The organism is Pseudoalteromonas issachenkonii, assembly GCF_002310795.1.
GTDB classification, from domain to species: Bacteria; Pseudomonadota; Gammaproteobacteria; order Enterobacterales; family Alteromonadaceae; genus Pseudoalteromonas; species Pseudoalteromonas tetraodonis.
Map to the genome: position 1 here is coordinate 697162 of NZ_CP011031.1, position 17705 is coordinate 714866.

12 protein-coding genes are annotated in these 17705 nt (G+C 38.1%); 8 read left to right on the forward strand and 4 right to left on the reverse strand.

All coding sequences use genetic code 11. The features are described 5' to 3' along the window. Positions 1-195: 195 nt before the first annotated feature. On the forward strand, positions 196-6507 hold the full coding sequence (locus PISS_RS18710) for a M4 family metallopeptidase (RefSeq protein ID WP_058156078.1): 6312 nt from the start codon (positions 196-198) through the stop codon (positions 6505-6507). A gap of 129 nt (positions 6508-6636) precedes the next feature. Then, entirely contained in the window at positions 6637-7104 is a 468-nt protein-coding gene (locus PISS_RS18715; protein ID WP_058156080.1) for a hypothetical protein, read from the forward strand. On the opposite strand, the gene PISS_RS18720 is transcribed toward PISS_RS18715, so the two are convergent. The 3 genes from PISS_RS18720 to PISS_RS18730 all read right to left on the reverse strand — a co-directional run bounded on the left by PISS_RS18720 (position 7099) and on the right by PISS_RS18730 (position 9263). Further along, positions 7099-8361 (reverse strand): Y-family DNA polymerase, encoded by a 1263-nt coding sequence (locus tag PISS_RS18720; protein ID WP_058156082.1) that lies wholly within the window; start codon positions 8359-8361, stop codon positions 7099-7101. The two genes, PISS_RS18715 and PISS_RS18720, sit on opposite strands and share 6 nt — an antisense overlap. Beyond that, entirely contained in the window at positions 8349-8762 is a 414-nt protein-coding gene (locus PISS_RS18725; RefSeq protein ID WP_013463339.1) for a LexA family protein, read from the reverse strand. The genes PISS_RS18720 and PISS_RS18725 overlap by 13 nt, the downstream gene beginning before the upstream one ends. 81 nt (positions 8763-8843) lie before the next feature. Further along, on the reverse strand, positions 8844-9263 hold the full coding sequence (locus PISS_RS18730) for a MarR family winged helix-turn-helix transcriptional regulator (protein ID WP_028834599.1): 420 nt from the start codon (positions 9261-9263) through the stop codon (positions 8844-8846). A 102-nt stretch (positions 9264-9365) separates the two neighbouring features. Between PISS_RS18730 and PISS_RS18735 the strand changes: the two genes are divergently transcribed. The 6 genes from PISS_RS18735 (at position 9366) to PISS_RS18760 (ending at position 16841) form a co-directional block, all read left to right on the forward strand. Beyond that, positions 9366-10112 (forward strand): siderophore-interacting protein, encoded by a 747-nt coding sequence (locus PISS_RS18735; protein ID WP_058156084.1) that lies wholly within the window; start codon positions 9366-9368, stop codon positions 10110-10112. A gap of 144 nt (positions 10113-10256) precedes the next feature. Then, positions 10257-11249: an LLM class flavin-dependent oxidoreductase gene (locus tag PISS_RS18740; protein WP_083494684.1), complete on the forward strand. Its 993-nt coding sequence runs from the start codon at positions 10257-10259 to the stop codon at positions 11247-11249. 223 nt (positions 11250-11472) lie between these two features. Next, positions 11473-12468: a patatin-like phospholipase family protein gene (locus PISS_RS18745; protein WP_058156086.1), complete on the forward strand. Its 996-nt coding sequence runs from the start codon at positions 11473-11475 to the stop codon at positions 12466-12468. A gap of 332 nt (positions 12469-12800) precedes the next feature. Continuing rightward, positions 12801-14207 carry an alanine/glycine:cation symporter family protein gene (locus PISS_RS18750; RefSeq protein ID WP_058156087.1) on the forward strand — a complete coding sequence of 469 codons (1407 nt, stop codon included), beginning with the start codon at positions 12801-12803 and terminating at the stop codon, positions 14205-14207. A gap of 94 nt (positions 14208-14301) precedes the next feature. Next, on the forward strand, positions 14302-15342 hold the full coding sequence (locus tag PISS_RS18755) for a patatin-like phospholipase family protein (RefSeq protein WP_058156089.1): 1041 nt from the start codon (positions 14302-14304) through the stop codon (positions 15340-15342). A 92-nt stretch (positions 15343-15434) separates the two neighbouring features. Next, the gene (locus PISS_RS18760; RefSeq protein WP_058156091.1) at positions 15435-16841 is read left to right on the forward strand and encodes a GGDEF domain-containing protein; all 1407 of its coding nucleotides are present in this window, start codon (positions 15435-15437) and stop codon (positions 16839-16841) included. Positions 16842-17015: 174 nt separating this feature from the next. Here PISS_RS18760 and PISS_RS18765 read toward each other — a convergent pair whose 3' ends face one another. After that, positions 17016-17579, reverse strand: coding sequence for a lipid-binding SYLF domain-containing protein (locus PISS_RS18765; RefSeq protein ID WP_008108715.1), 564 nt, complete (start codon positions 17577-17579; stop codon positions 17016-17018). Between the last annotated feature and the right edge of the window lie 126 nt (positions 17580-17705).

Sequence of the window (17705 nt, forward strand, 5' to 3'; positions counted from 1 at the left end):
TTTATCATTTATTTTTTGCATCCTTAAAATTCAAATCACGGTTTCAATTAATTATTTAGTTACCTCTTACATTAGTTAACAATTGTACCTGTTTATTTAGTTTTTTGAATGACTCTCCATTATCAAATATGTTACATTTAAACGTTTTTAAATGAATAAACACTGAATAATTATAATATACGACATAGGAATGTTATGTATAAAACACTTTCATCAGGATTGATAGCATTTTGCTTTTTGAACACGCTAAGTTCCCAAGCTGCTGTTTCACAGCGAATAAACAAATCATCCACCCAAGAAGTTAAGCAACTTTTAAATCAAAACCCTTCTATTGCTAATACATCTTCTGCAAGTTCTTATTTTGTAGAATTAAAGCAACCTCAATTGAGCCTTTCACAACAAGTTAATGCATCTTCTAAAAAGATGCAGCAATACTTTTCTGGGGTTCCAGTGTGGGGTCAGCAAATTAGAGTTCAGTCTAACTCTGAACATATTAGTGGTTTTTTTGCTAAAAACATTAACTTCGCATCTTTGAATAAAACAGCGACCGCTACTTTTGATGAGTTAAAAGCGGTTAAATCGTTGCTGACTAAGTCTAAATTAGATGATTCACTAGAGAGTGAAATAATAAATAATAAGCGCTACATTTATATTCATGATGGAAAAGCGTACTACGTTCGCTTAATTGAACTCAAAGTAACTGAGAATGGCATTGAAAAAATGCCAATAGGTTTAATAAGTGAATCGACTTATCAGATTTTTGAACTGTGGGATAATATTCAAAGTGTTGACGGTAAAGGACCTGGTGGTAATCAAAAGATTGGCCAATATGAATACGGTACAGATAAAGACGCATTTAATGTTACCCAAGTTGGCGATACTTGTTTTTTAGAAAATGACAAAGTAAAAACAGTCACTATGGAATCGGGCTCTGAGCCAAGTGAAGCCTTTTCATTCACATGTAATCGTAATACTCATAAGGAAATAAATGGTGCTTTTTCCCCATTAAATGACGCTCATGCATTTGGAACTGCAGTTTTTGATATGTATCAACAATGGTACAACACTGCACCGCTTACATTTCAATTGTTAATGCGAGTTCACAGTGGTGATAACTGGGAAAATGCCACTTGGAATGGCCAAGCAATGACCTTTGGTGATGGCGCTGATAGGTTTTATCCGCTGGTTTCTCTTGATATTGTATCTCATGAGGTTAGCCATGGCTTTACTAGTCAAAACTCCAATCTTATTTACTCTAATCAATCAGGCGGAATTAACGAGTCTTTCTCTGATATGGCAGGTGAAACTGCAGAGTATTTTTTACGTGGTGAAACCGACTGGTTATCAGGGGCGGATATTTCAAAAGTAGAGCCAGCTCTTCGTTACTTTGAAACGCCTTCATTAGATGGTGTTTCTATTGATAAAGCCAGCGATTTTTATCCGGGCATGGATGTTCACTTTAGTAGTGGTGTTTTTAACCGTGCTTTTTTCCTGCTTTCAAATACTGATGGTTGGGATCCTCAAAAAGCGTTTGAAATAATGCTAAAAGCAAATCAAAACTACTGGGTTAGCTCGAGTGGCTTTATCGATGGTGCATGTGGTGCAATCAACTCTGCAATTGACCTACGTTATAATGCATCTGATGTAATTTCAGCATTTAATGAAGTAGAAGTTATTTGCGATAATATTAAGTTTGTCGATACTGATTCAGATTTAATGGATGATAACTGGGAACTGTTATACGGACTAGACCCTTCAGATGCCGATGATGCCAACTTAGATTTGGACCAAGATGGTCTTTCTAACTTGGAAGAATACTTAGCAAATACTCTTCCAAACTCAGTTGATACTGATGCTGATAGTTTATCTGATTACGATGAATTAAACGTCTACATGACGTTGCCTAACAACGTGGATTCAGATTCCGATCGTATGCCAGATGGCTGGGAAGTCACTTTTTCATTTAATCCACTCGATGCAGCTGATGCAGAACTTGATTTTGATTCCGATAGCTGGGCTAACTTAATTGAGTACTATGGCAACAGCGACCCAACTGATCCAAACTCTGAACCTTCTGTTTTTCCTGAAACTACTTATAATTTTGATGACGCAGTTGTCCCTGAATTCTTAGTTTCTTCAACCCCTCAAACGCCTTGGTTTATTACTGATTATGACGGCCACGATGGCTTAGTGTTAACTAACAGTGATATTACTGATTCGCAACAAACGAGTGTTGAATTTCAATTTATAAGTGACGAACAACGTTTTGTTAACTTTAACTACTTATTGGAAACTGAAGCAAATTATGACTTCTTTAAAGTTTATATTAACGACACACTAGTTCTTGATGAGTCAGGCCTAACTGATTGGAAGGTGGCTTCTTTTCCATTACCTACTGGGTTTAATACAGTTAAGTTTGTATACACTAAAGACGTTATAGTGTCTGAAGGTTTAGATGCTGTATTTATCGATAATTTATACATTGGGCCTAGTTTCCCTGACTCTGATGGTGATGGTATGTCAGATATGTGGGAATTATCGTATGGTTTGGATATAAATACTGACGACTCAGCGCTTGATTTAGATAACGATGGTTTATCTAACCTTCTTGAGTTTTTAAATAACGGTTTACCTAACAACTCAGATACTGATGGCGATTTAATGCCTGATGGGTGGGAGTATAACAACAGTCTAAATCTTACAGATGCCGCTGATGCGTCACAAGATGCTGACAATGATGGATTTACTAACTTCACAGAGTATCAAGCAAATACAGATCCTCAGTCAGATACTTCTTACCCTGTTGTTTTAAATATCACAACGTCATTCGAAGGCGATACACTTCCAACATGGATGACTGAGTCAGTAGACTCAAGTGCGCCGTTTTTTATCACAAACGACTTTGCCACACAGGGTTCACAAAGTATTCGCTCGGGAGACATCACTGATTCTCAGTTTAGCGGGTTTACCGTCACGGGTTTATTTGAAGAAGGGGTTTTAGCGTTCGATTATAAGATTGATTCTGAAGCGTGTTGTGACTTTTTTATCGTGACTATAGATGGTCAAGAAGTTATTGGTAATGCTGAACGTGGAAATTTGGACGCACCTGAACCAACTTCATTTTTAGTTAATATTAGTGAAGGGGTGCATAAGATTGAGTTCAAATATACCAAAGACGGATCAGTATCAACTGATGCTGATGCAGTATGGCTTGATAATTTTGCTATGCTTCCAGTCGGTGATCAAACCGATACTGATAACGATCAAATGCCAGACTATTGGGAACTACTAAATGGTTTAAATCGTTTTGATGCAAGTGATGCACTATCTGACAAAGACGCTGACAGCCTTTCAGCCCTTGATGAGTATAACCTAGGAACAAATCCAAATTCATCTGACACAGATTCTGATGAGTTAAGTGATGGCTATGAAGTTATTAATGGCTTGCTACCACTTGACCCTTCAGATGCGAGTTTAGATTCTGATGCTGATGGTTATACTAATATCCAAGAGTTCTATGGGCAAAGCCTTGCTAATGACGCAACATCAACTGTGCAGTCTTTTTCTCAGCTAAATGAAAGCTTTGAAGAAGGGCTTTTGCCAGCTATGTTTACTGAGCTTGCAGAGCACTCTACTCAATGGCAGCTTAATACCAACTGGTCTACGGATGGTACATCAAGCTTAAGCCTAAATGCTTCTCCAGCAGGTAGTATAAGCGGCTTTGCAATTGCAGGGTTATTTGAGGCGGGGTTCATTAATTTAGATTACTTTTCAAACAGTAACTCGTCATTTCAAATTAGTGTTAACGGTACTCAGTACAATATTAAGCATTATCGCTCTCGTTTGTTAATTCCGGTAAATGATGGTTTTAATATTGTGAAGGTAAAATACGAAAGCCCTTACTTAGCAGATATGCCTTTTTCAGTTGATAATATCTCATGGACTGCTGAGCTGGATGTCGTTAGTGACTTTGATGGCGACGGTATTCCAGACTATTGGGAAGCACAGAATGGACTAAATGCACTTGACTCTTATGATGCATCAAATGATCCAGACTACGACGGTTTATCTAACTTAAACGAGTATCAGATGTCGAGTAATCCGCTTTCTACAGATACAGATGGCGACGGTGTGCAAGATAGTGAAGATAGCCACCCAACTGATTCTAGTTTGGGTGAAAATATAGCCCCTGTTTTTGTATCAAGTTTAGAGCCTATTACTCTTGAAGCAACTTCTCAAAATACTAACCTTACAAATATTTTTGTTCCTGAGGCAACTGATAACGGACATTTAGAACCTTATGTTTATGCTGCTTCTGGGTCTTACTTGCCCCTTGGTGAACATCAAATTACATGGGTTGCTCGTGATTATGTTGGTAACGAAACTACGGCTATTCAAACGGTAACCTTGGTTGACACAACGCCACCTGTTATACAAAACTATTACTCAGTTAATGTTTATGGCAGCTCAATTGATGACATAAAAGCGGCATTATTTAACTCTAATGCTATCTACGATAGTGTATCAGATGTGGTCACTATCGATATTGATAGTAACTTTGTGTTCAGAACGGGGGATACTTTAATTCCTGTTTCTGCGGCTGATGGGGCGGGTAATACTTCTACAGGTGAAATAAATGCTCGTGTTTTTCCTAAGGTTAGTATCCAGCCTACTACCTATGTTTACCAAGATGGTAATGCGGTTATTGATGTATTCATAAGTGGTAAAAGCCCTTACGGTTCAGTAAGCTTTGATCTGATTGGAAATAATACTAGTAAATATATATCTACAAATCAGCATGGTCTTGTCAAGGTAGTGCTAGAACGTGAGTTCTTTGAAAATGCGTCGAATATTCGCATTAATACGAGAAGCAGTTCATTTACTGATAGAAATGATACTAGCCAGTTAGTATTTCTAAATGAAACTGCAAAACCTGAATTCATTACTAATTTATATCAGAATGGAAAAGTAATAAGCAAGATAGTTCAACGCGATTCGTCAGACTTTATTGTTGATGTTCATGCAGTTAATTTACCTAGTGCAGCAAGTGATAACTCAATAGAGCTCCAGCTATCTTCACAAGGTGATTACTTTGTAAATAAAATTGGTCCCTCAAAGTGGAATATTACATTTACGCCTCAATTACTTACAGATTCTGACAATCTAGACATTGCATTCACTATAAAACAAAATAGCGAAGCTGTTGCAACGGATCAAATTAGTTTACGTGTGATTGACGCAGTTACTTTCAATGATCCTGAGTTAGATACTGATGGTGATGGTATTTCTGATGCTGAAGAAGGTGTGAGTGATGGCGATAAAGACGGCATTGTTGATTACTTAGATAGCTCTTCTATTACGCACTCAGCTGTTTTAGATTCAGGCGATATGGTTCGTAGCATCGATGAGTTTAATCATTTGTCAGTAGGTGATATTAAACAGGCTACTGTAACGCAAATGATTGCTGATATGTCTATTTCAGAGCAAGACTTAAGTACTTACTTTGATAGCTTAGACATTGCAGAACCTCACTTTCAAGCTAAAAGTGATATTGTAAATATTCACATTACTCTTTCAAACTCATCGGGTACGTCTGAAATTGCGATACCAGAGTACGTTAACTCTATTTTAAGTTCAGAAATGCAAATTCGTTTGTTATCTAATACAGGCTGGCAGTCGGTTTCAATGCTAACTGGTAACGTCTACGAGCAAATTTGTTCAGGTTGCTTTACTTTTGCAGTAACAGACGGCAGTGAATTTGACTTAGACGGTCAAGTTAATGGTGAGATTGAATTAGTTGCTAAGTTAGCTGAAGAAAGCTTAAACCAAGCGCCAGTTTTAGATGTAACAATTCCAGCAACAATTGAAGAGCTTACAACTATTGAGCTTGATGCGTCAGGAACAACAGACCCTGATGGTGACCTACTAAGTTTTGAGTGGAGTATTGATCATCCTCAATTATCACTGACGCCTTCAGAGACAGACAGTAAAGCGACACTGACTGTAGGTGAAATAGAGCAAACGTTCACTACAGATATCACTTTATTAATCTCAGATGGTTACGAGCAATTTACAGAGATATATACAGTGACCTTTATGCACGTTAATCAATTACCAGCAGTTGAGTTGAGCTCATCTTCTTTATCGGTTGATGAGGGTAAAGAAGTTAGCGTTACAGCAACTGCGACAGACAAAGAGTCATCTGAACTTACTTACAGATGGGTTCAAACACAAGGTATAGAAGTCGCAATTGAAAATGTTAATTCAAGTACATTGTCGTTTATGGCGCCAAATGTATCTGTAACAAGTGAACTTGGCTTTAAACTTAGTGTTTCTGATGGTGAAGGGGAGACAGAGCAAAGTGTTATCGTTACTGTTAATAATGTACCTGAAGCACTTGCAACACCTAAAGAAGGTGATAAAAGTGGAGGAGGTTCTTTCAGTTTCTTCTTATTACTTTTAGCCGCTTTGTTTGTTTATAGAAGAGTACAGTTGTTACACAAATAACAACAGTCTGCTTTATAACTATTAAATCCCTTGATTGTTATCAAGGGATTTTTTTTGCATAAATTTTAAAATAAGTAAGTAGGCTTAATGTGTTAAGCTAATTATATTGTGACTCGTTAGGTTTTTTTAATGAAGAATTATAAAGTTCTATTGTGTATTGGTTGTTTGTTTTTTGCTAATCAGTCTTTTGCTAAAACGATTTTACCTAGTAACAAAACTAAGTTTGTTAGCTTGTTTAATAGTAAAGTTGGCGATTATGAATTAATTTCAGGCGATGCTCGCTATTGTGATTCAGGTTCATTAATGTGGCTCGATAGAAATAATACCGATTTGGGTTTTAGACTTGGTAGTTTAATTTCTTTTATTGATTTACATAATGGAACACAAACTAATAAAGTCCCTGATTTTTGCCTAGTGACTACTAAGTTTAAATATACGAATATTGGTTTAACAATGGATTTGCGCCAAGACAGGTGTGACAATAATAGCGATACATTAGATGTTAGCCGCACGCTAAATTTTGTTTCTGACACACAGTTAGAATATTCGATTAAAAATGCTAATGTTCAATGTAAGTTTGAATTAAAGCGTCTATAAATCGCATTTTATTTTTGGAATATCACGCCAACGAGTCGTGTATTGCGGCGATAAAAAAGCCCTGTTCATATGCCAATGATCATTTAATTGGCTGCTCGCCACGCTAAGCATTCCTTTACCGTATCTATGATTAATAGCATCTAAACAGCTCATTAACTGCGGGTTATCGGTTTGCTTATCAAATAAATGATGTTGTTGAAACTGCTGCGGGCTGAGCTCTAATGCGCCCACACCACATTTATAAAATCGAATTCCCGGTTGATATATTTGCTCAAAACTCTTTGATACCGCATTGGCCATAACGCGAGTATCGTTAGTGGGCGGATCAAATTGATGCATAACTGACTTTTTATAAAAGGCGTGTTCATGTGATGAGCTGGCAGCAAAAATATAAATACGATGAGTTAGCGACTGTTGCGCTCTTAATTTTTGTGCAACTACACTAGCATGATTTATTAGGGCGGTTTTAACTGCATCGGGGTCGCAAAGTCGCTGACCAAAACTACGAGTTGAAAAAATAGCTTGTTTATCTTGGCGTACATCATCCCAGTTTAAACAGGTAATGCCGTTGAGCTCGTTAATTGTGCGCTCAAGCACCACACTAAATTGGCGGCGAATTGTTTTTGGGCTTTGCTCAGCCAGTTGCCACGCGGTATGAATGTCCATGAGAGCCAGCTTTTTAGCTAAACGTTTGCCCACCCCCCAAACATCTTGGCAGTGCATTCGTTGCAAAATAGTGCGGCGACTTACTTCATCGTCAATCACTGCAACACCATTAAAGCCAGTTAGTTTTTTAGCTGCATGGTTAGCGGCTTTGGCTAAGGTCGGTGTTGGCCCAAAGCCAACCCCAACAGGGAGTTTGGTTTCGCGCCATACAGTACGCCTAATTAGTTGCCCATATGCTTGCCAATCGTTAATTAAAGGTTGATAACCATTAAAGTGTAAAAACGATTCATCGATACTGTAAACATGCTGGGTGTCACAAAAGCGGCCAATTACACTCATCATCCGGTCGCTTAAATTAGCGTATAGTTCATAGTTACTAGAGCGTACAACCACATTGTTTTGTTCTAGTAACTGCTTAACTTTAAAGTAAGGGCCAAATTTAGGAATATTAAGCTTACGCGCAATCGGGCACACCGCACACACACAGCCGTCATTATTGGTAAGCACCACCACAGGTTTTGAGCGAATAGCCGGATCAAATACTTTTTCTGCACTGGCATAAAAAGCAACGGCATCAACTAAGGCATACATGAAAGTAACTCAGGGCTTTGGCGATGCAGCCTAATAGAGCGAGTTACCACACCTTCAAGCTGAAACTCATCTGACTCAGTCAATTGCACCGGCTTATAAGCAGAAGAGGCTGATAGCAAGCGTGCATTGGTCTTATCAAGCAGCTTACATACAAATAAACCATTTAAGTTAGCCACAATAACATCGCCATCTTTTGGTATTTCTGCACGGTCAACCAACAGTAAGTCGCCCTCAAAAATACCAATTTCTTGCATAGAGCACCCAGACGCTATCCCAATAAACGTGGCATCAGGATGCTTTATTAATAACTCATCAAGTGAAACGCCAAGCTCTGTATATTGTGCTGCAGGTGACTCAAATCCGCATACACCGGCCTCTATATAAATGGGAATAACAAACATAACACAACCTAAAACGCATATACTGTATAAGTGTACAGTATATGCGTTTTATATAAGTTATGCCAAGTAATGGATCTGCGATCAATCCATATTTTTGATCATTTGCTGAGCTGTATCTAAGAAGTCATTGATTTGCTGTGGGTTTAAGTTTTTACACATTTGCGCATTTACATGCTGCTCAGCGTTTAATAATTTGTCGTAAAGCGTGCACCCTTGTGCGGTAAACGACAGAATAAAACAACGCTTGTCATGCTCACTGGCATTTTTATGAATTAAGTTTAGCGCGAGCAGTTCTTTCACTAACCGTGCTATTTGGGCTTTGTCGCGTTGGGTTTGATTCACAATATCGTTAGCAGTGCACTGAGGTGTCGCTGCAATAATATGCAGACAACGCACATGCATCGCGTTTAATCCAAGCTCACCTGCATTAATGGCTTCGCGTATGGTAACGCGATAATTTTGCATTAAAGCAAATAATGTATTGGCCAATGAAGAGTTCATAATAAATCCATAATGGTTGACAAAGTCAGTTAAATTGCTATAGTTGATTTTATCAACCAATGGGGCGTGGTGCAATTCATCTTTTTAATGAGGTAAATTTACATGGGTAAAAAAGTACGCAAAGCAACCGTATTAAGCACAAAGCAAATAACCCCACATTTACAACGCATTATTGTCGGCTCAGATGAGTTTAACGACCTGAGTGCGCAATACATTGGTAACTACGTAAAGGTGCTTATTCCACAAAATGGCCGCGTTGACTTTAATATTAAAACTACGTGTATGCGTTCATACACTATAAGACATATTGATGAGCACACTGGTGCACTTACCCTCGACTTTGTGATAAATATGCACCAAGGCCCAGCCACTAATTGGGCTAAAGAAGCAAAAGTAGGCGATGAAGTGGGTATAGCAGGGCCAGGCCCTAAAAAGTTGGATAACTATGATCATTCATATTATCTATTACTTGGCGATTTAACTTCGGTTAATGCAATTAAAGGCTACGTGCAACAATTGCCTATAAACGCAAAAATTGACGCGATTATCCATGCACCAACAAAAGATGATGTGATTAGCTTAGACTCCTCGCGTGATGTAACGTGGTTAATAACAAATAACCCCGATACAGATATGATAAACGCATTAAAATCGCTACCACTTAGTGAGCAACAACCTATTGTATTTATGGCACTTGAAGCCGGATTAGTCCGTAAAGCAAAAACCATATTAACTGATGAATTAGCTATACCGCGCAGTCAAATTGTTGCATCGGGCTATTGGAAAAAAGGGCTTGATTCAGAAGCTTATAAACTAAAGCGCCAACACGCTGCTGCTAAAAATAGCTAACTTAATTGTTGTTCAATCACATCGCTATTTAGCTTTTAAAAGGCAAGGCGCCTTGAATTGACTGTCATACACACCCATCTCTTAGCATAGACTCATTATTTATGGCTAGCGCTATAAATCGCTATTTAATTTGGAGGTGCTACTTTGTTATCAACCATTCCTTTTTCGTTATTAGAACTGGCGCCTATGCCTAAAGGTGCCACTGTGAGTGACACCTTAAATAAAAGTACAGCCTACGCACAAAAAGCCGAGGAACTCGGTTTTAACCGTTTTTGGTTAGCCGAGCATCATAATATGCCTGGGATTGTTTGTGCGGCTACTTCAATTTTGGTGGGGCATATAGCCGGAAACACTAAAAAAATACGCGTAGGGTCGGGTGGAATTATGTTGCCTAATCATGCTCCTTTAGTTGTTGCGGAGCAATTTGGCACCTTAGAAAGTTTATATCCAGGTCGAATTGATTTAGGGTTAGGGCGCGCCCCGGGTAGTGATCCTGTAACAAGTCGTGCATTAAATAACGATATCAGTCGTGCTGAAAACTTTCCTAATGAAGTTAGCGAGTTACAAACATTATTGGGCCCTTATGAGGGAACTAAGCGCGTGCGAGCAATACCTGGTGAAAACACCAATGTGCCCATTTGGCTTTTAGGTTCAAGTTTATTTAGTGCGCAGTTAGCTGCACAAAAAGGATTACCTTATGTATTTGCGGGGCACTTTGCACCGCGTTTTGTGCATGATGCAGTAGCCTTGTATAAACGAGAATTTAAACCATCAAATGTATTAGCTAAGCCTTATGTCATGTTGGCATTACCTTTAGTGGCTGCAGATACAGATGAAGAAGCACAGTACTTATCAACTACATCCAAACAGCGAGTGTTATCGTTAATTAGAGGCGACGAGCTGTGGTTAAAACCCCCAGTAGAAACAATGGAAGGTTTGTGGAGCGAACAAGAGCGCGCTCATGTTGAGAGTTTTTTAGGGTTAAGTGTTACCGGTGGGCCAGCCAGTATTAAACACAAGCTAGAAATGATTGTAAATCAATTAGGGGTTGATGAGCTTATATTCACCAACGACTTATTTGATAATGAAAAGCGCCATAAAGCGCTTGAAATTTTAATGCAAATAAAACACGGATAAGCAATTGGTTAAGCAAGCGTACACTCAACGCTTGTTATGCTATTAAACAGATTAAAGTTGATTACGTCGGGGCCATTTTACATTATTTAAAAAGTGGCAATGAAAAGGTTTATTCTATTTTTTCAATAGAACTGATTTAAACAATCAATTTTAATTATGGATATTGAACAATTATTATAAGGGTATGCAACACAATTCAGCTAAATAAATAGGAAGGTAAAGCGTGAAATCTCAAAATAGTACGACACCCCATTCAGGCAACAACTCAGTGCAGCCAAAAGTAGCGCTGATAGCAGAAGGTGGCGGACAACGAGGGATATTTACCGCGGGTGTACTCGATGCCTGGTTAGAGCAAGAGTATGATCCATTTGACTTATTTATTGGCACATCTGCAGGCTCTCAAAACTTAACGAGCTATTTAGCTCGCCAAAAAGGGTATGCCAAACGCTTAATAAGAGGCCTTTCGCGTCATAAACGTTTTTTTCAATTAGGTCGCGGTCTAATGGGTAAACATATTGTTGACCTAGATTGGTACTTTGATAAAACTACCGAAGTTAACAGAGCGCTTGATTTTAAAACCGCAAAAGCCAGTTTAGGTGACCGTGAGCTATTAATTACTGCCACTAATGCCCGTGATCGAAAACCTTATTTTTTATCACCAACCGGTGAAGGCCAGCAATGGCGAGATCTATTGAAAGCGTCAAGTGCACTGCCATTTTTATATAAACAAGGTGTAAAACTCACGCCATGGTTAAATGCATTAGCTGCTAATGAATTAGGTAAGACTGAGATACAGTCAGAGTCTGATTTTTACTTAGACGGTGGCCTTGCCGCACCGCTTCCTGTACGCGAAGCCTATAATCGTGGCGCACGCAAAATTGTGGTTATACGCACCGTTGATGAAGCCTTTCAGGCTCAATCAGCATGGGTAAGTAAATTAAAATCATTTGTTGAAGTATCTGGCTATTGCCCAAAAACAATAGACTACTTATTACAGCATGAGCAAGCCTACGAAGATGAGTTAGCATTTATTGCTAACCCACCAAAAGATGTAGAAATAATCCAAATTTTTGCAAATCAAAAGCTTTATAGTAAGTTATTAGGCAGCTCAAATGATGACTTACGATTTGACTATAAACTTGGTTTAGCAGCAGGCCATAACTACTTAAAAAACCATCACCCAGATCAGGATGATTATAAACACAGCTACATAGCGTAGCTGTGTGTTTATTATCAGCAAGATAATAAATCAGCATTTACTGTGTTCTCATGGCAGTCATTTAGCCGTGAGAAATATTCGGTTTTTTACCTCGAAAATAATGCGCTAACGGTTATTAAAGCACGCGACTAATTCCTTTCTAAAACATTCCTTTTACATCAGCAATTACACTGCAATATAAGTCAGCTTGTTGGGTGAATTTATATTCATTAATAAAGAAAAATAATTCACATCTAATTAGCTTTATTATAAAGTGGCTAAGTCTCTACTAAACTTAAACACTCACGTCGCTAAATTAATACCGTGGCAAATAATAATAAAAAGGAAGCCTGATGTTCGACACGCTGATCAAAAGTGTAAATATCCTTTTATGGGGCGAAGGCCAAGTACTCATTTACATTTTACTTTTTGCTGGCATATGGTTTTCTGTGCGTTTAAAAGCTATTCAACTCGTTAAATTTACACATATGTTTAGCTTGCTAAAAAGCAGTAGCAAGTGTGATAAAAATAACATTAGCTCCTTTCAGGCGTTATGTACGGGGCTTTGTGCGCGTGTTGGTACTGGTAATTTAGCCGGTGTGGCTGTTGCTATATCACTTGGTGGAAGTGGCGCCATATTTTGGATGTGGGTGATTGCCATACTGGGTATGGCGACCGGTTTTGCAGAAAGTATTCTTGGGCAAATTTATAAAATTCGTGATAGTAATGGCGATTTTAGAGGTGGCCCTGCGTATTATATTCAACAAGGCTTAGGCAGCCGTGCGTTTGCTATTGTGTTTGCCGCCTGTTTATTTTTAGGTTACGGCTTTACCTTTAGCGCCATGCAAACCAACACCATTACCGATGCGCTTAATTATGCCTTTGAAATTCCCACACACTATTCCGGCATCGTGATCACTTTGTTAGCCGGTTCAATTATTTTAGGTGGATTTAAAGCCATTGCCCGTTTTGCTGAGCGAGTAGTCCCTGTTATGGGCATCGTGTTTGTGCTTGTTGCTGTGGTAATTACACTGATTAACTTTACCCAAGTACCCAGTATGCTAAAAGATATATTTTTATCCGCGTTTGGCTTACAAGAAGCGGGAGCAGGCGCCATGGGGGCGGCGATTAAAAATGGTATTCAACGGGGCTTATATTCAAACGAAGCAGGCGCAGGTAGCGTGCCGCATGCATCGGCAAGTGCCAGCCCCATACCTAATCACCCAGTTACCCAAGGTTACATACAAATGCTAGGCGTATTTTTCGACACCATTGTACTTTGTAGCTGTACCGCGGTTATTATTTTATTGGGCGATGTGAACATAAGCGGCGAAATGGAAGGCATTCGTTTAACCCAAACCGCTATGACCTCACATTTAGCACAAGGCGGCGTGTATTTTGTAGCCGCTGCCATTACTTTATTTGCATTTACCTCGGTGGTTGCTAACTACGCCTACGCTGAAAGTAACCTGCACCTATTTAAGCTTGATAACAAAGTAGGGCGCGGTATTTATACTTTGCTTTATTTATCAATGATGTTGTGGGGCGCATCAGCCACCTTAAAACAAGTATGGGATTTAGCCGATATTGCTCTAGGGTTAATGACAGTAGTAAACGTTATCGCTAGTATACTGTTAACGCCAACTATTTTGTCTGTTACTAACGACTACCACGCACAAAGAGACAAAGGCATAGAGCCTGAGTTTAAGGTAAAAAACGTAAAAGTGCAGGGCAAATGTGAAGACGGAATTTGGGATTAAGATTAAAGTTTAAAAGTTTTACATTGCATAAGTATTCATTTTTAAGTTTGGCTTTAACAACGTTAAACTGCGACTCTACAGGTAGTATTTTTAGATGATCGACATTTTTGCAGGTAAAACTGCAGCAAAAATAATAAACGAACAAGGGTTTAAACCCGAGCTTTTTACCTCGTTTTTAGGGGCGAGTGGTGGCCCTAAATGGTTTACCTTATTTGGCTTAGACAAATATATATTTGGCGAGTTTTTTAAACACCGTACTCAACCGCTTAATTTAATTGGCTCATCGGCAGGGGCTTTTCGTTCTGCGTGTTTTGCACAAAACGATCCGGCTAAAGCCATTGAACGTTTAGCAAAATCGTATTCGCAAACCCGATATTCTAGTAATAAACCCACCCCAACTGAGATTACCACTAAAGCCCGCGCATTACTTGAAGATGTGTTTGGTGATGATGGCGTTACTGAAATTATAAATAATCCGGTATTTAAAGCGCATTTTATTGTCGCAAAATCTAACGGGTTTATTGCCAGTGAGAATAAATTAATACAGCTTTTGGGTTTATCAAAAAGTTATATGCTTAACCGCGTTAATCGAAAATTATTAGGCTCGCAATATGAGCGTTTTATTTTTGGCGCGCCCAATAGTGATTTAAGTATTACCGACAGCTACAATTTTAAAACTCAAAATATCGCACTCACACAAACAAATTTAAAAGATGCCTTATTGGCATCGGGCTCTATACCACTAGTAATGCAAGGCATAAAAAATATTGCCGGTTCCCCACCAGGAATTTACCGCGATGGCGGCATTATTGATTACCACTTTGATTTAAAAATTAATAACCCAGGCTTAATTTTGTATCCGCATTTTAATTCAGAACCAAAAGCAGGGTGGTTCGATAAAAATTTAAAACGAAAAGTGTCACCACAAAATTATGATAACGTTGTGATGATCACCCCATCAAAAGAATTTGTCGCGGGTTTACCTTACGGAAAAATCCCAGACAGAAACGACTTTACTGATCTTGATGCAGACACGCGTATTAAATATTGGAACACCGTGTTTAGTGAAACAGAAAAACTGGCAGATGCCTTAGATACTCAGTTAACTAATACACTTAAAATCACTGCATATTAGTAGATATTTCTAAGTAGGTAATTAAAATTGCTTATTTTTATGATTCTACTACCATTAAAATAATTGATTTTGAATGAAGAAAATACCGTGTTATGGCTTTAATCAGCTTAGATTTAATTGAGAACGAAAAACAAAGAGTAGCTTATGAAAATCGCACTCGCTATGTTGAAATTATCGCTAAAGCATTAGCGCTAGGCTGTATTTTACTCTCTTTGTTATCTGCTTCGGGTTACTTTTTTTCTGTACAACAATTATATAGGCCGATAGCCGGAGGGGCTGCAACAAATCCGCTTACCGCTATTACTATAATACTAATTGGTTTTAGTGTTTTTTTAGAGTATAAAAAACATTTTACAATCCTCAACCCATTACTTTCTATAACTGCGCTTATAACATCCCTTATAGTTATAAGTGATAATTTATTATCCAGCAAAATGGCCGTACATATTACCCCATTCATAAATACTGTGAACGCAGAGTTACAAGCTGGGTATTCAAATTCGATGGGGATTAATACTGCGATTATGATGGCATTTTTATCTTCTGCGTTACTATTGGGTCAGTTTGGTAAGGTAATGACTGCACAAGTAGTTGCTTTTGTTGGACTTGCAGTGCCGATGCTGTCGATAATTGGTTATGCTTATGGTATTACATCATTTTTTGGTCATATGTCTATTTTAACTACAACTTATGGTATATTTCTTGGGATTAGTGTTTTGTTTATCCATGCCAAGCAAGGTGCAGTTCATGCTTTATTATCGCCACATATAGGTGGACGAATTGCTCGTTTTCAAGTTTGTATCGGTTGTTTTGTCCCTATATTAATAGGTTATTTGTTTATTAAGACTTTAATTTCTGTGAAACTAGAAGATTTATTTGGTTTATATGTTGTTGTTATTTCATGGTTTATCATAGGTTTAATTATTTTTAGTGCCATCATTCAAGAAAAAATAGATAAACAAAGGCGTGATGCTGAACTAGCTTTAATTAAAGCGGCAACATACGATAGTTTAACTGGCTTAGCAAATCGGCGGCATTTTATGGAATTAGCAAAAAGTGCGCTTGAACAAAGTACCTTAGTCACAGCTGAAACTTATATTTTGATGCTTGATGTTGATCACTTCAAATCTGTAAATGACAGAGCTGGCCATGCAATTGGCGATAAAGTACTGATTGCTATAGCTTCAACATTGAATAAAAGTGTACGTAGAACAGACTCAGTTTGTAGATTAGGCGGAGAAGAGTTTGCCATAATTCTACCAAATACATCTGAGGAAGATGCATTATTCGTAGCCGAAAAGATTAGAACCGAAGTTGAACAAACAGAAATTTTAGGTTACACCGATATTTATGGCCAAGTTACAATATCTATCGGTTTAGCAAAAGCACAAGATCAGCAAACTATCGATGTTGTATTAACCCATGCCGATAAAGCACTTTACTTAGCTAAAGAATCTGGTCGAAATCAGTCTATACTGTATAAGCCTCAAGAGTCGTAATACTAAAACTGCACGACATAATAGTAGTCGTGCAGTTTATGAGTTCTAGATAGTAAGGGGTAAGCTAATTTATTATAAGTAACCCATAAATTACGTTATGTTAAATTGCAAGGATTTAAATTAAAGTGGGCGTAATCATACAAACTAGCCCACTTATGAGAGGGTTTTGAGGTCTTAATTTAGCTCAGAATCGACCCAAAATTTAGTACCTTTTAAAACAGCTTGCAGTGCAAGGCCACTTTCGGTTAAAGAGTAAACAGTAACTTGGTCAGCAATAGCTTCGGCAACTAAAGCACCACCTTTATCTTGGTATTTTGCAGCAGCATCGGCATTACCACCGAACGCCCAACCATGTTTAATAAATCTATTTAACGCTGCTTGATCGTGAAAAACCATCACAATATTGAAATCTTTAACACCTAAACCTAAGCCTAAACCAGCTTCACCCATATTCATATAGGTAGATTTTCCGGTTAGGTTATTTTTTACTACACCGTACCCACCACCAAAACTGGCTAAAATAACGTTTACATTAGCATTATCAAATACAGCATAACCGGCAGAGTTTGCGATTTGGGTTTTAACATCTGGTTTTTTTTCGTATAGAGCAGTTAATGTATTCGATTTCATACTTTGTACTAAAGCACGTTTTTCTCCAGGGGAAGCACTGCCTGTAGTAGCGCAACCTGTTAATAAAACGCTAATAACTAACATGCTCAACAGAAGTAATTTTTTCATGATTTTTCCTTTAATAAGGTATATGGTTAATAAATCTGCGTTTAGCATAAATATCAAAAATTCATTATGTCCAATACTAGACAGTATCGGACTTTAAGGTTAACCTATAAGTCTATTATTTTCTTA

Bases quoted from the DNA above. Each gene is read 5' to 3' on its own strand.
- PISS_RS18710 (WP_058156078.1), top strand. From the start codon at position 196: ATGTATAAAACACTTTCATCAGGATTGATAGCATTTTGCTTTTTGAAC.
- PISS_RS18715 (WP_058156080.1), top strand. From the start codon at position 6,637: ATGAAGAATTATAAAGTTCTATTGTGTATTGGTTGTTTGTTTTTTGCT.
- PISS_RS18720 (WP_058156082.1), bottom strand. From the start codon at position 8,361: ATGTATGCCTTAGTTGATGCCGTTGCTTTTTATGCCAGTGCAGAAAAA.
- PISS_RS18725 (WP_013463339.1), bottom strand. From the start codon at position 8,762: ATGTTTGTTATTCCCATTTATATAGAGGCCGGTGTATGCGGATTTGAG.
- PISS_RS18730 (WP_028834599.1), bottom strand. From the start codon at position 9,263: ATGAACTCTTCATTGGCCAATACATTATTTGCTTTAATGCAAAATTAT.
- PISS_RS18735 (WP_058156084.1), top strand. From the start codon at position 9,366: ATGGGTAAAAAAGTACGCAAAGCAACCGTATTAAGCACAAAGCAAATA.
- PISS_RS18750 (WP_058156087.1), top strand. From the start codon at position 12,801: ATGTTCGACACGCTGATCAAAAGTGTAAATATCCTTTTATGGGGCGAA.
- PISS_RS18755 (WP_058156089.1), top strand. From the start codon at position 14,302: ATGATCGACATTTTTGCAGGTAAAACTGCAGCAAAAATAATAAACGAA.
- PISS_RS18760 (WP_058156091.1), top strand. From the start codon at position 15,435: ATGGCTTTAATCAGCTTAGATTTAATTGAGAACGAAAAACAAAGAGTA.
- PISS_RS18765 (WP_008108715.1), bottom strand. From the start codon at position 17,579: ATGAAAAAATTACTTCTGTTGAGCATGTTAGTTATTAGCGTTTTATTA.